Source organism: Acidobacteriota bacterium (assembly GCA_028875725.1).
GTDB lineage: Bacteria > Acidobacteriota > Thermoanaerobaculia > Multivoradales > Multivoraceae > Multivorans.
On record JAPPCR010000001.1, the window covers coordinates 1 to 13304 of the forward strand.

At 68.3% G+C, this 13304-nt stretch carries 10 protein-coding genes; 6 read left to right on the forward strand and 4 right to left on the reverse strand.

What is annotated here, in order from left to right:
- Positions 1-285 precede the first annotated feature (285 nt).
- Positions 286-1188, forward strand: coding sequence for a TIGR03560 family F420-dependent LLM class oxidoreductase (locus OXI49_00005; protein ID MDE2688878.1), 903 nt, complete (start codon positions 286-288; stop codon positions 1186-1188).
- A gap of 31 nt (positions 1189-1219) precedes the next feature.
- A complete protein-coding gene (locus OXI49_00010; protein ID MDE2688879.1) occupies positions 1220-2647 on the forward strand; it encodes a pyridoxal-dependent decarboxylase in 1428 nt (475 codons plus the stop codon).
- 19 nt (positions 2648-2666) lie between these two features.
- Here the strand turns inward: OXI49_00010 and OXI49_00015 are convergent, their stop codons facing one another.
- The 3 genes from OXI49_00015 to OXI49_00025 are packed head-to-tail and all read right to left on the reverse strand — an operon-like array spanning position 2667 to position 7732.
- Complete coding sequence (locus OXI49_00015) at positions 2667-5219, reverse strand: VWA domain-containing protein (protein MDE2688880.1); 2553 nt, start codon at positions 5217-5219, stop codon at positions 2667-2669.
- A gap of 48 nt (positions 5220-5267) precedes the next feature.
- On the reverse strand, positions 5268-6011 hold the full coding sequence (locus OXI49_00020; protein MDE2688881.1) for an isoprenylcysteine carboxylmethyltransferase family protein: 744 nt from the start codon (positions 6009-6011) through the stop codon (positions 5268-5270).
- Positions 6008-7732, reverse strand: a complete 1725-nt coding sequence (locus tag OXI49_00025) for a glycosyltransferase family 39 protein (protein ID MDE2688882.1) — start codon at positions 7730-7732, stop codon at positions 6008-6010. The genes OXI49_00020 and OXI49_00025 overlap by 4 nt, the downstream gene beginning before the upstream one ends.
- 157 nt (positions 7733-7889) lie before the next feature.
- Between OXI49_00025 and OXI49_00030 the strand changes: the two genes are divergently transcribed.
- The 4 genes from OXI49_00030 (at position 7890) to OXI49_00045 (ending at position 11918) form a co-directional block, all read left to right on the forward strand.
- Positions 7890-8978: a citramalate synthase gene (locus OXI49_00030; GenBank protein ID MDE2688883.1), complete on the forward strand. Its 1089-nt coding sequence runs from the start codon at positions 7890-7892 to the stop codon at positions 8976-8978.
- Positions 8975-10750, forward strand: coding sequence for a hypothetical protein (locus OXI49_00035; GenBank protein ID MDE2688884.1), 1776 nt, complete (start codon positions 8975-8977; stop codon positions 10748-10750). Before OXI49_00030 ends, OXI49_00035 begins: the two co-directional genes overlap by 4 nt.
- Positions 10751-10839: 89 nt before the next feature.
- The gene (locus OXI49_00040; GenBank protein ID MDE2688885.1) at positions 10840-11517 is read left to right on the forward strand and encodes a GPP34 family phosphoprotein; all 678 of its coding nucleotides are present in this window, start codon (positions 10840-10842) and stop codon (positions 11515-11517) included.
- A gap of 29 nt (positions 11518-11546) precedes the next feature.
- Positions 11547-11918 (forward strand): STAS domain-containing protein, encoded by a 372-nt coding sequence (locus OXI49_00045; GenBank protein MDE2688886.1) that lies wholly within the window; start codon positions 11547-11549, stop codon positions 11916-11918.
- A gap of 12 nt (positions 11919-11930) precedes the next feature.
- Here the strand turns inward: OXI49_00045 and OXI49_00050 are convergent, their stop codons facing one another.
- The gene (locus OXI49_00050; GenBank protein MDE2688887.1) at positions 11931-13265 is read right to left on the reverse strand and encodes a Gfo/Idh/MocA family oxidoreductase; all 1335 of its coding nucleotides are present in this window, start codon (positions 13263-13265) and stop codon (positions 11931-11933) included.
- Between the last annotated feature and the right edge of the window lie 39 nt (positions 13266-13304).

Consider the following 13304-nt stretch of genomic DNA (forward strand, 5'->3'; position numbering starts at 1 on the left):
CCACGTGTGGGTGTTCGGGGCTTCGACGACGGACCTGGGCTACGTGATCCGGGTGATGGACACGGTGACCGGCGCGTCGAAGGAGTACGGCAACGTGCCGGGAATGCCGGCCCCCGCGATCACCGACGTCGTGGCCTTTCCGGGGGGGTGCCGGCCCTAGAAGCAGGCCGCCGCCAGCGGAACGCGGTGACGTCGATGACCTCGCGCGCCGCCTGGACGCGCTCGCCTGAGGGCGCGGTAAGGTACGCGCCCTCACCGCCCACGTGACTGCACGGAGTCCCGCGAATGCGTTTCAGCTACTGGCCCGCCCCCACGATGCCCTGGCCCGATCTACTGGAGATGTCCCGGCACGTCGAGGCAACCGGCTGGGATGGCATCTGGTACGCCGACCACTTCATGCCGAACGGCGAGGACACGTCGGCGCCGTGGGCGGAGAGCTGGACCACGATCGCGGCTCTCGCGGCGGCGGTGCCGCGCGTGCGTCTCGGTCCACTGGTCACCGGCAACACTTACCGGCATCCGGCGGTGCTGGCGAAGATGGCGGCGACGATCGATCACATCTCGGGCGGCCGGGTGGTGCTGGGCCTTGGCGCCGGCTGGCAGGAGAACGAGCACCTGGCCTACGGCATCCCGTTCTACACGATGGGCGAGCGGCTCCGGCGGCTGGACGAGGCCTGCCGGACGATCAAGGCGCTCTACGGTTCGCAGCGAGCGAGCTACGTTGGCGACGCCTACCAGCTCGTCGATGCGCCGCTCGAGCCCAAGCCGGTCCAGGACCCGCTGCCGCTGATGATCGGCGGCGGCGGGGAGAAGGTCACCCTGCGGATCACCGCCCAGCATGCCGACGAGTGGAACGTCTGGGGAACAGCCGACATCCTCAGGCACAAGATGGCGGTGCTCGACGCCCACTGCGAGAACGTGGGACGGGAGCCGGCGGAGATCGAGCGGTCGGCGGTGGCACTGCTCTTCCTGAGCGACGACGAGGCGTTTCTGTCCAAGGTGCGGGCACGCGGCACGGGAATGCCGTCGAACATCGGCGGCGTCTCGGAGATCGCCGACGCGGTCGACGCCTACCGGGACGCCGGAGTGCACGAGTTCATCGTTCCGGCGTTCAACCTGGGCGGCAAGGATCGCCAGAAGGAGGTCCTCGACCGGTTCATCGAGGAGGTCGCGCCGGCATTCCGCTAACTGACCGCGCCAGCGTCTAGAATCCACAGCTATGGGGTCACGCCCTTCCGACCTCCGGATGTCGCAGGAAGCCATGCTGGCTCTGGCCGAAAAGGCGGCGGAGTTAGCGGTGACCCGGATCGAGAGTTTGCCCGGCGAGAGCGCCTGGGACGGGGAGTTCAAGGAAGGCCTCGAGCGACTGCTGCTCGAGGACCCGCCGGAGGAAGGCCGCCCGGCCGAAGAGGTCCTGCAGCAGGCCGTCGAGGACATCCTCCCGATGACGACCCGGCTGGACCACCCCCGCTGCTTCGGATTCGTTCCGTCGGAGCCGACGTGGCCCGGTGTGATCGCGGACTTCCTGGCCTCCGCCTGGAACGTGAACGCCTGCACCTGGTTGGTCGCGAGCGGTCCGAGCCAGGTCGAACTCACGGTCCTGGATTGGTTTCGGCAGTGGCTCGGCTATCCGAAGAGCTCGGGTGGACTGTTGACCAGCGGTGGCTCCGCCGCCAGCGTGGACGCGTTCGTCGCGGCCAGGGAAGCGGCCGGAAATCCCGGACGCCCGTCCGTGTACATGAGCGACCAGAGCCACAGTGCGCAGGTGCGGGCCGCGATGATCGTCGGCGTCAGGCCGGACTGCATTCGGAAGGTTGCGACAGACGGGGAGTTCCGTCTGGATATGACGGCGCTCGCTCGCGCCGTGGCTGAGGACCGCGCGAAGGGGCTTCAGCCGATCGCGGTCTGCGCGAACGCGGGCGCCCCCAGCACCGGGGCGATCGACCCGCTCCATGCGATGGCGGACTACTGCCAGGCGGAGGACATCTGGCTACACACGGACGCGGCCTACGGAGGCTTCGCGGCGATCACCGATAAGGGCAGGGAGGCCCTGAGCGGTATCGAGCGCGCCGACTCGATCGGACTCGACCCGCACAAGTGGCTGTTCCAGCCCTACGAGGTGGGCTGCCTCCTGGTCAAGGATGCCAACAAGCTCGAAGACGTCTTCGCGTTTGGTACCACCGTCCTTCAGGACACGATCTGGGGCGCCAACCACCCGAACATCAACGATCGTGGCCTCCAACTGAGCCGCTCGTTCCGGGCCCTGAAGATCTGGATGTCAATCCAGACCTTCGGGATGTCCGCATTCCGAATGGCGGTGTCGAAGGGGATGGAACTCGCTGCGCAGGCGGATGAGTACATCCGGCAGAGCCACATCCTGGAACCGCTGGCACCGGCGTCGCTCGGCATGGTCTGCATGCGGGTCAACCCGGAGGGCGCAGGACTGGAGCAGGAGACTCTCGACCGCGTCAACCGCGAAGTTCTCGCGCGGCTCTTCTGGGATGACCGAGCCTTCGTCTCATCGACGTCTCTCCATGGGACCTTCGCGCTTCGGCTCTGCATCATCAACCACTCGACGAGTTGGGACGACGTGCGGGAGACGCTGGAGGCGATGGAGCGGTTCGGCGAGGACGCGGTGGCAGCGTGAAGGCCGTCGCCGGTAGCTTCTACGGGTAGTAACCCGACATCGTCCTTACCTCCGCGTCGCGGGCGTCGACTTCGACCCGCACCACCCGGAACTCGCTCTCGGGCCTGTTGCTGGTCGACTGGTAGGTGAGCAGGTAGCGGTTCCGCAGTTCCCGCTCGATCCGCGTGTAGATCGCGTCGAGCTGGCTGACGCCGTCGATGAAGAAGGCCTGGCCGCCCGTCTCTTCGGCGATGCGTTCGAGCACCCGGCGCGTCGTTCGGTCCACCGCCGCTTCCCGGAGGCCTATGGCGTAGATCGTTACCCCTGAACGCTGCGCGGTCTCGAGCGCGCTTTCGAACGTGAAGGAGCTGTTCTCGTCCTTGCCGTCGGAAAGGAGGAGCAGGGCCTTCTGACCGCTGATGCCATCGAAGTAGCTGAGAGCGAAGACGAGGCTGTCGTAGAGCGACGTCGTGCCGGTCGCCCTGAGGCCCGCCAGCGCCCGCGCGAGCTGGCCCCGGTCTTTCGTGAACCGGCTCTCGACCCGCGCCCGGTTGGCGAAGGCGAGGACCGCCATTCGGTCCCTGGGCCGGAGCGTGTTGTCGACGAAGCGCTGGGCGGCGGCCCGCACCTGGTCGATCGAGTCCTGCATCGAAGCCGATGTATCGAGCAGCAGGCCGGCGTGGAAGGGCGTGTCGTCGACCCATTCGAAGCGGCGAACCGTTTGCTGAACGCCGTCCTCGGCGATTCGGAAGCGATCCTGCTCCAGTTCCGGAATCGGGCGGCCCCGTTCGTCGACGACGCTGGCGAAGAGTTCGACGTACTGCACGTCGATTCGCTCGACCGGGTTCGGGCTGTTGATGAAGACGACGTCCTCCGTGCTGCTGCCGTCGGCGAGAAACGCGGCCGCGCGGAGGTAGGTCAGGTTCGGACCGTCGAGCACGACCGGCTGGACCCATGGGGGCTGGTAGAGCGTCGCGATCCGTTCCTCGCCCAGGAACAGTTCGAGGCGCTCGATCTCCTCGCCGTCCGGCACCGCGATCTCGACGGCCGCGCGCGTGCTCTGCAGGTACTGCTCGCCGGAGCGCGGTTCGATGAACCGGGCGCGGAAGCGCTGGCCGCCGCGGTTGACCGACATCTCGTCCGACGCGACGACCTTGCCGTCCTTGAGGCCTTCCACCCGAATCCGGTGCTCGGTCGGGTGCGAGCCCAGGTTCAGCTCCACGCCGAACGGCGGCCGGCGCTTGCGCAGGATCTCACGGCCGTCGAGCGAGAAGGCGACGGCATCGAAATCGCCGATCGCATGGGTGGAGAAGCGCACCATGCCGACGCGCAGGCGCTCGTCCCGCGGAGGCACCAGGCGCAGGAGGCGCTCGCCGCGGGCCGCCGCCTGATTGGCCTCGGCGAGAGCCGGGAACGTCTCCAGGATGGTCCTCCGCAGCGATTGCGCCTCCTCGAGGTTCGGAACGTCGATCGTCTCGTTGACGATGGCGAACTGCTGGCCGAAGACATCTTCGATCTTGAGCCGGATCTGGACCTCGCCGGGCCGGAGGTAGCGCGTGAAGACCAGCGGAACGGCGTCCCCCTCTTCGCCGCTCGCGGGCAACTCGAAGCGATAGCGGAAAGTCTCGAACAGGCGGTCGTCGCGGATCACCTCGCCCGTCATCTGGAAGCTGTGGTACTCGCGTTTCTGGAAGCTCCTGCGGCCGGCGCTCGCCCCCGGCACCATGACCAGGCCGTGAGTCACGGTGCGTGTCTGGTTTCGGCCCGGGAAGTCCCACTCGATGTCGACGTCGAACCGCGTGGCGTCCACCGGCAGGTCGGTGTTGAAGGCGGCGAAGGTCGCGAGCCACTCCTCGGGCGCCTCGGGCGGTCCGGACACCTCCTCGATGACCCCGCTGCTGGCGAGATCCCGCTGGACCGCCTGGGCGGCCCATCCGAACCACTCGTCCCCGCAGAGCACGGCGATGTTCGTGGTGGGCAGCCCGCGGCGGGAGACGGGGCGGCGGACGACGCTGTCATGCCAGAACACGTAGGGTCGGTTGCGGCTCGTGGCCAGGAAGATGACGACGAAGTGGCGCGCGGTGCGGTCGCTGCCGCCGTAGAACCAGATCTCCATCTCGCTGGTCCGCGACAGGCAGTAGGCGGCGGTCCGGCCGTCCGGGAGGACGAAGCGGCCCGGCGGACCGTTCAGCAGGTAGAACAGGGCGCGGGCGTCCTCCAGCGTGCCCCACTGGGAAAGGGCGGCGTCCACCCGGTCCTCCCACAGCACCTGGAGCTCGTTGAGCGGTGTCCTCGGGTCGGGGTCGCGGGCCTTCCAGAAGGCCTGGATGAACGCCTCGCGACGGTAGTCCTCGGGCAGGCTGACGAAGAACTCGCGTTCTTCGTCGCTGATCAGCGGGCCGACCCGCTCCAGCCAGCGGACGAAGCGGGTGTCCAGCGGCCTGGGAGTCGCGGCCTCCTGCGCGGCGGCGGCCGGCCGCGGTTCGTCGGCGTTGCTCTCGTCGACGGCCACGCCAGTGCCGGCCGCCGGGACGAGTAGCGACGCGGCGAGAACGGATGCGATCCTGGTGCGGGCGATCATCGGAGGGTTCATCGGGTTTCGTCGTCCGATTCTGCAACGAATCGGTTCCTCGGCAGATTCCTAGTGGCCTGAACGTCCGCGCTTGCGCACCTGTCGCGCGACGGAAACCAGCACCATCAGCCCGAGAACCCCCGCCACGAGGCCGAGGTCCTGCGCGAGCCACGCTTTCGGGCCGAGGCCGCCGACGACGACCTGATCGACCATCCGCAGGAACAGGAACATCGAGGCGATGAGCAGCGGGGAGTTGTACTCCCGGAGGGCGACCGTGCGCCAACTGAAGCGGGTCTCCGGGGGCAGCCACAATCGGGGCCGGGGCCAGAAGGCCGGCGTTCGCTCCGACCAGCGGCGGTGGACCACGCCGAAGCGCTTGCCGAGGAACCTCTCTTCGGCGGCGATCACCCGTTCGTAGAGTAGCCAGTAGACGAGCAGAGCCACGACCACGAACCACCACGACTTCAGAGCGAGCGCGAAGCCCATCAGCACGAAGAGGTTGCCGAGATAGACCGGGTGCCGGCAGAGCGAGTACATGCCGGTCACGTTCAGGTGGCTCGCGCTCGGCGCCCTGACGCTCCGGGTGGAAGCGCCTGGAGGCGCGGAACCCAGCGCCGCCCACCGCACCCCGAGTCCGAGCAGTGACACGAGGAGACACAGCGCGAGCCAGCCCAGTCCCGGGTCCGCAGGCAGCACCGCTGACCGTCGTTCGAGGATCGCAAACGCCGCGGCGGGCAGCAGGAACACGACGAAGAGGCTCCGGTACCGGAACAGGAAGAGGCCCTGGTCGGCAAGCCGCCGGCTGTCGTTCATCGCTCGGATCTTCCGGCCGCGGCAACGCGGGCGGCCGCCTCCGGAGTCGTCAGCAGGACGTGCCCCTGCTCGGGATCGTGGTCGCGAGCGACCTCGACCAGGTCGAGCGGAGGCGAAAGACGCTCAAGATTGTCCCGTTCGATGAGAAGCCAGACTGGCCGATCCGTGCGGGCGACGAAACGTCGCAGCGCCTCCTCGTCGCCCTGGTCATGGGCCAGGGTGCCGCCGTGGAGGTCGACCGCGAATCGGCGGGTGTAGAAGAGAAAGGCCGCATCGGGAACAGGATAGACCGCGTAGGGCTCGTCGGGTTTCGCCCACTGGACCAGGTCGGCGGAGAGGGCGCGGGCCGACTTGAAGGCGTCACCCAGGGGCAGCAACCGTACGGCGGTCACCGACATGGTGAGTCCGAGGCCGGTCGCGAGGCAAGCGATCAACAGGTCGGGCCGCCACCGGGCCGCCAGGTACAGGCCGATCAGACCCGCGACGAGGGGAATGGCGGCAACCGCCTGAAGCGAGGCGATGGTTCCTTCAGGGAGTGAACCGTCGGGCAGGTCCGCCGCCGCACCCGGCGCCGCCAGCACGACGACCCCGAAGAGAAGCGGCACGGCCGCCGCCGAGACGAGGAATGCCGTCCGATAGCGCGGCCAGCCGTCCCGGATCGCGAGTACGCCGTGGGCCGTGAGCATCGCGAGCGGCGCAGCGAGCGCGAGCAGGTACACGGTCCGTTTGCCGCCGGACACGCTGAAGAAGACGAACGTGCTGGCGATCCAGACCAGGAGGAATCGGACCGCACGGGCTTCGCGGCTCTCCGGATCACGGCGGGAACGGCGGAAGGCGGCGTAGATCGCGACCGGGGCCAGCAGCGTCCAGGGTGCGAACGTGCCGGGCAGGGTCCGGAAGTAGTAGTGCCAGGGCCGGGGGTGGTAGGTCGCCTCGGCGTACCGTGACACGGTCTGGTCGAGGATCAGGGCGTCGAAGTAGGACTTTCCAGCAAGCCACACCGCCGGCCCGAACCAGGCCAGGACGATCGCGGCCCAGAGCAGCAGCCCGCGCCCCAGTCGGAGATCGGCGATACCGGCCCGGTCGCGCTCGAACGCGAGCCAGGTGACGACCGCGAGGAGCGGCACGATCAGCCCGACTGGCCCCTTGGCCAGGGTGGCCAGCCCCAGGCAGGCGAAGAACGCAAGGTTGGCGAGGTTGCCGCCACCGGTCGCTGGACCCTGGGCCTGGGCGTCCGGCCCCCAAGAGCGGCCCCGGGCCCAGAACAGGATGGCGAGCAGTTCCAGGAAGGTCAGCGTCATGTCGATCTGGCCGACCCGTCCGTTCCACATCACCAGGGCCGAGGTCAGGAAGACCGACGCCGCCAGCCAGGCGGTCCTCCGGCCGAACAGCCGCCCGGCGAGCGCGAAGACGACGAGCACGGAGCCGATGCCCGCGAGCAGCGACGGCAGACGGGCGGCGACCTCGTCGACGCCGCCACGAAGGGCTCCGAACAGGGCGATGTTCCAGAAGTGGAGCGGCGGCTTGTGGTCGTACCTCTCGCCGTTCAGGCGGGGCACCAGGAAGTGCTCCATCGACCGCGGCTCGAGCAGCATTTCCCGCGCGACTTCGGCATAGCGCGGTTCGTCCGGGTTCCAGAGGTCGCGGCTGCCGATGCCGGGCAGCAGCACGGCGGTGGCTGCGGCGGCGAGGACGAGGTAGGGAAGCGGGCGTCCTCGCACGGATCGAATCCTGCCACAGGGCAATCCGGCAACGGCCGGGCTCCGTTGTCCCTCGCGACGATAAGGTACGCGTTCCGTAGACAGGTCGTTGACAGCCATCAGGGTAGAGGATGCCGGCCGGAAGGCCGGCGCACAGACGAAAGAGAGGACTCAGGCGATGGGCCAGCTACCGAAGTCCGTGACGATCACGGACGACACGATGAGAGAGGGTCTGCAGATCGAGAGTGCCGACATTCCCGTCGAGGACAAGCTCCGGCTGCTCGACGCCCTGGGCGAGACCGGCGCCAGGGTGATCTCGATCGGTTCCTACGCGCACCCCAAGTGGACGCCGCAGATGGCCTGCATCGACGAGATCGCCGAGCGCTTCGTGCCCAGGCCGGGCGTGCGATACACCGCCGCGATCTTCAACAAGATCGGATTCGACCGCGCCGACCGCTGGTACCCGAAGCTCGACGTCCGGCAGCGCAGGTTCGGCACCCACGTCGAGCTTTGCGACACCTTCGCCCGGCGCAACTACAACGCGACCCAGGCGCAGCAGATCGAGCGCATTCCGGGGGTGATCGAACAGGCCCGGGCCCGCGGGGCCGAGACGGGCGCGGTGGCGATCGGCAATCCGTTCGGATCGAACTTCGAGGGAGCGTTCACGCTCGAGCAGCGAATGGACCTGCTGGCGCTGATGATCGACCGCTGGCACGAGGCCGGCTTCCGGGTCAGCCGCTGCGCGATCATCGAGGCGATGGGCTGGAACATGCCGCACACCGTGCGGGAGACGCTCCTGGCGATCCGTGAGCGCTGGCCTGAGATCACGGACTTCCATTGCCACCTGCACAACACCCGAGGGGCGGCGATGGTCAGCTACTACGAGGCGCTCAAGCTGGGCGTGCGCGAGTTCGACACCTCGATCGGCGGCATGGGGGGCTGCCCCTACTGCGGCAACGGCCGAGCGGCGGGCCATGTGCCGACGGAGGATTTCGTCGACTTCTGCCACGAGTTGGGGATCGAGACGGGCTACAGGCTCGACAAGCTGATCGAGGCGGCGCATATCGCCGAGGAGGTGGTCGGCCACCCGCTCTGGGGCCACGTCTCCAAGGCGGGGCCGCGGCCGCGCGGCGACGGCGATCTCTACCCGCGGCAGATGCCCTTCGTCGAGACGCTCGACGAGGCCTCCCATTTCCGCAACGGCCCGCCGGTCTACACCGGCCAGCGGTCTCCGTGGCGGCCTGACGCGCCGCTGTACCAGGCATGACCGCCGCGGGAAAGAGCCCGGGCGCGGGCGTTCGCTACGAGGCGGACGGCCGGCCGCCGACAGTTCTCGCCGCGACGATGGGCCTGCAGTATGCGACTCTCTGCGTCGCCGGCATCGTCCTGACGCCGGCGATCATCGTACGTGCCGCCGGGGGCAGCGACGAGTACCTGGCCTGGGCGGTGTTCGCGGCGATCTTCGTGAGCGGTATCGCCACGATCCTGCAGGCGGTGCGTCTGTGGCGGATCGGCGCCGGCTACATCCTGCTCATGGGCACGTCGGGGGCGTTCATCGCGGTCAGCATCGCCGCCCTTAGCCAGGGCGGTCCCATGCTCCTCGCCAAGCTGGTCATCGTCTCGTCGCTGTTCCAGTTCCTGCTTTCCGCGCGGCTCCTGCTGCTGCGGAGGTTGTTCACGACGACCGTCACGGGCACGGTCATCATGCTGATCTCGGTCAGCGTGATGCCGATCATGTTCAACCAGTTGACCCTGGTTCCCGACGATGCGCCCCGTGCCGCCGGTCCGATCACGTTCGTCGTGGCCATCGCTGTCATGGCCGGGTTCGGCCTGCGGGCCAGGGGGATTGGACGGTTGTGGGCGCCGGTCGCGGGCGTTGTGGCTGGCTCGATCGTCGCCGCGTTTCTCGGGCTCTACGATTTTGAGCAGGTGGCCGCGGCGGCCTGGATCGGCGCCCCGGCCGGCGGCTGGCCCGGGTTCGACCTGTCCTTCGGGCCGGCCTTCTGGGCGTTGCTGCCGGGCTTCGTCATCGTCACGTTGATCGGCGCGGTGGAGACGATCGGTGATGCCGTGGGTATCCAGCGTGTCTCCTGGCGGACGCCGCGGGCGCCTGACTACCGGGCGGTGCAGGGTGCCGTCGCCGCCGACGGACTGGGCAACCTGCTGTCCGGGATCGCCGGCACCGTGCCGAACACGACGTACTCGAGCAGCATCTCGGTCACGGAACTCACCGGTGTGGCCTCGCGCCGGGTGGGGATGTGGATCGGGATCATCTTCCTCGGCCTGGCCTTCCTGCCCAAGGCGCTCTCCCTGATTCTCGCGATTCCCGGTCCGGTCGTCGGCGCGTACGGGCTGGTTCTGATCGCCATCCTGTTCGTGCTCGGGGCCCGTATCGCCGGTCACGGGGGGATCGATTACCGGAAAGCCCTGGTGATCGGCGTGTCGTTCTGGATCGGCGTCGGTTTCGAGAACGGCCTGATCTTCAGCGACCAGCTCGGCGGCTGGGCGGCCTCGATCCTGGGCAACGGCATGACCGCCGGCGGTCTGACCGCCATCGGTCTGACCGCCTTCCTCGAATCGACCGGCCCGCGTCGCCGGCGGCTCGAGGTCGAGGTCACGCCCAGGTCGGCCTCACGGATCGGCGGCTTTCTCCGGACCCTGGCGGAACGGGCGCGGTGGACGCCCGAGGCCTGCGATCGCCTCTGGTCGGCCGGCGAAGAGGCGCTGCTCAGCCTGGCCGGCCTCGACGAGGAGGAGGGCGGCCGGAAGCGCAGCCTTCTCGTGGTCGCGAGAGTCGACCGTCAGACGGCCGAACTCGAGTTCATCGCGGCGCCCGGTGGAAGCAACATCGAGGACCGGTTGGTGGTCATGGCGCCCGATGCCCCCGTCCCGATCGAGAACGAGCTGTCGCTGCGGCTGCTGCGGCACGTGTCGACCTCGGTGCAGCACCAGCAGTACCACGACACGGACGTCCTCACGGTCATCGTCAGCAGCGACAGCCAGGCACCGACGGGTCAGGTGGACACGGCGGGAATCTAGAGGAGCGCGTCCTTCCCGAGCGCTTCCTTCCTGTAGGATTCCGCAGCGGATGACCTCTTCGTGAAACGAACTGCGAGCCCCATACTCACGTGAGTCAGAACCCCCACCTGACATTCGTGGAGGAGATTCTGCTTCTTCTCCTGGACGACGAATCCGGCGCGATGAAGCGCGTTGCGCCCAACGTGATGGAGCTGCTGGTCGCCGGCGCGATCCTGATGGACCTCGCGCTGCGCGGACGCCTGGACTGCGACCTCCAGCGACTCGTCGTCGTCGATTCGACGCCGGTGGGCGAGGAGATACTGGACGGCCCGCTGGCGGAGATCACGGAGGCCGGCGACGAGGCCGACGCCCGCACCTGGGTGGTGCGTCTCTCGGCCAGGAGCAAGCAGGTCCAGGAGGCGGCCCTGGCGCGCCTGGTCGAGCGGGGAATCCTCCGGGTCGAGGATCGCAGCTTCCTGTGGGTCTTCGGCAGCCGTCGCTATCCGATGATCGACGACCGGGAGGAGCGGGAGGTCAAGCTGCGCATCCTCGACGTGCTCCTGAGCGACCGGATTCCAGCGCCCAGGGATGTCGCCCTCATCTGCCTGGCCGACGCGTCGAACGCGTTCCAGGTCATCCTGAGCCCGCAGGAGCTACGGCACGCCGCGGCCCGGATCGAACTCGTGCGCGGCTTCGATCTGATCGGCCAGGCGATGGGTCGGGCGATCCAGAAATCCGTTCAGGACATTGCCGCCGCGACGGCGACGGCGCATCATCCGTTTTACTGAGAACAAACAAGACGCGAAGAGGTGTGCAGGTGATCGAGAGCATCAAGATCGGGAAGTCGGCGATCGGGGGCGAGACGGTTGGCGACGTGACCGTCTGGGTGCCGGAAGGGCGGGTCGACGCCTCGAGCGCTCCGGACCTGGAGCAGGCGATGACGTCCGGGATCGCGGAGGGCGGGGAGGCGGTCGTCCTCGACCTGAGCCGTACCCGCTACATGAGCAGCGCCGGCCTCCGCGTCGTACTGGTCGTGGCTCGTCAGTTGCAGACCTGCAACGGGAAGTTCGCCGTCTGCGGGCTGAACGACGAAGTGAAGGAACTGTTCGAGGTTTCAGGCTTCAGCCTGATCGTGGGCATCGAGCCGGATCGCGACGCCGCGGTCACCGCCGTCCAGCAGTCCGGCTGACGGCCTCCTTCGCTACAGCGTCCAGCCGTCCCGGTAGGTCGGCTGGATGTACTCGGGCGGCACTTCGACGCCGTTCGTCACCTTCAGCTTCTTCGGGTTCCAGACGATCTCCTGCTGGCTGCGGACCGCCAGGTTGCCGAGCAGCGCGGTCTCGGTCATCGGACCCGCGTGATCGGCGAAGTTGGAGCCGTCGGGATTCGTCGTGCCCGCCTTGATCGCGTCGATCCACTGCTTGTAGTGCCCCTCGGTCCGCTCGTAGACCTGAGGCAGCGGGTTCTTCGTGATCTTCTCGTGCAGTTTAGACGGGTAGATCGTGGGCTTTCCGGCGTAGATGTCGGCGACGATCACGCCCTCGGTGCCCACGAAGAGCTGACCGCTGTTGCGCGGCGGCCACTTGCCCTCCCACACCTTGGGCATCGCCGGCGTCAGGTTGCCGTCGCGCCAGACGACCGTCATCTTCGGCCGGTTGCCGCGGGCCGGGTACTCGAAGGTGATCCGTGTGGCGGCCGGTGCCGACTCCTTGAACAACGGCGTGGACTCGGCGTAAACGGACGAGGGATCACGCAGGTCGAAGATCCAGAACGCCGCGTCCATCGCATGGCAGGCGATGTCGCCGATGGCGCCCGTGCCGAAGTCCCACCAGCCGCGCCAGGCGAACGGGTGGTAGTAGTCGGGGTGGTAGGGGCGCTCCGGCGCCGGGCCGAGCCAGAGGTCCCACTTGACGTGGTCGGGCACCTCGTGAACTTCCTTGGGGCGCTTGATCGCCTGGGGCCAGATCGGCCGGTTGGTCCAGTACTCGACGCGGTTCACCTCGCCGATCACGCCGCCCTCGATCCACTCGCGGATCAGGCGCGTGCCCTCCGCGGCGTGGCCCTGGTTGCCCATCTGGGTCGCCGTGCCGGCCTTGCGTGCCGCCTTGCCGACCATCCGCGCCTCTCCGATCGTGCGCGTCAGGGGCTTCTGCGTGAAGACGTGGAGGCCGCGCTCCAGAGCCGCAATGGTGATCGCGGCGTGCGTGTGGTCGGCGGTCGAGACCAGCACCCCGTCGAGTTCGCTGTGTGCGTCGAACATCTCGCGGTAGTCGTGGTAGCGGGCCGCATCCGGGTGGGCGTTCATCGTCTCCTCGGCGCGCTTCCAGTCGATGTCGCAGAGGGCGACGATGTTCTCGCTGGCGACGCCGGCGACGTCGCTGCGGCCCTTGCCGCCGGCACCGACCGCCGCGATGTTCAGCTTGTCGCTGGGCGCCTCTTCGCCGCGTCCGAGGACGTGGCGGGGGACGATCATCAAGCCGGCGCCGGCCGCTGCGGCACCGAGCACGCTGCGGCGGCTCAGGTCTTGTTCGGGCATGAGGAAGTGCCTTTCTCGGTCTGGGTTCGTGTGCGGTAG

Coding starts and splice junctions, on each gene's coding strand:
- OXI49_00005 (MDE2688878.1), top strand. CDS start 286: ATGCGTTTCAGCTACTGGCCCGCCCCCACGATGCCCTGGCCCGATCTA.
- OXI49_00010 (MDE2688879.1), top strand. CDS start 1,220: ATGGGGTCACGCCCTTCCGACCTCCGGATGTCGCAGGAAGCCATGCTG.
- OXI49_00015 (MDE2688880.1), bottom strand. CDS start 5,219: ATGAACCCTCCGATGATCGCCCGCACCAGGATCGCATCCGTTCTCGCC.
- OXI49_00020 (MDE2688881.1), bottom strand. CDS start 6,011: ATGAACGACAGCCGGCGGCTTGCCGACCAGGGCCTCTTCCTGTTCCGG.
- OXI49_00030 (MDE2688883.1), top strand. CDS start 7,890: ATGGGCCAGCTACCGAAGTCCGTGACGATCACGGACGACACGATGAGA.
- OXI49_00035 (MDE2688884.1), top strand. CDS start 8,975: ATGACCGCCGCGGGAAAGAGCCCGGGCGCGGGCGTTCGCTACGAGGCG.
- OXI49_00050 (MDE2688887.1), bottom strand. CDS start 13,265: ATGCCCGAACAAGACCTGAGCCGCCGCAGCGTGCTCGGTGCCGCAGCG.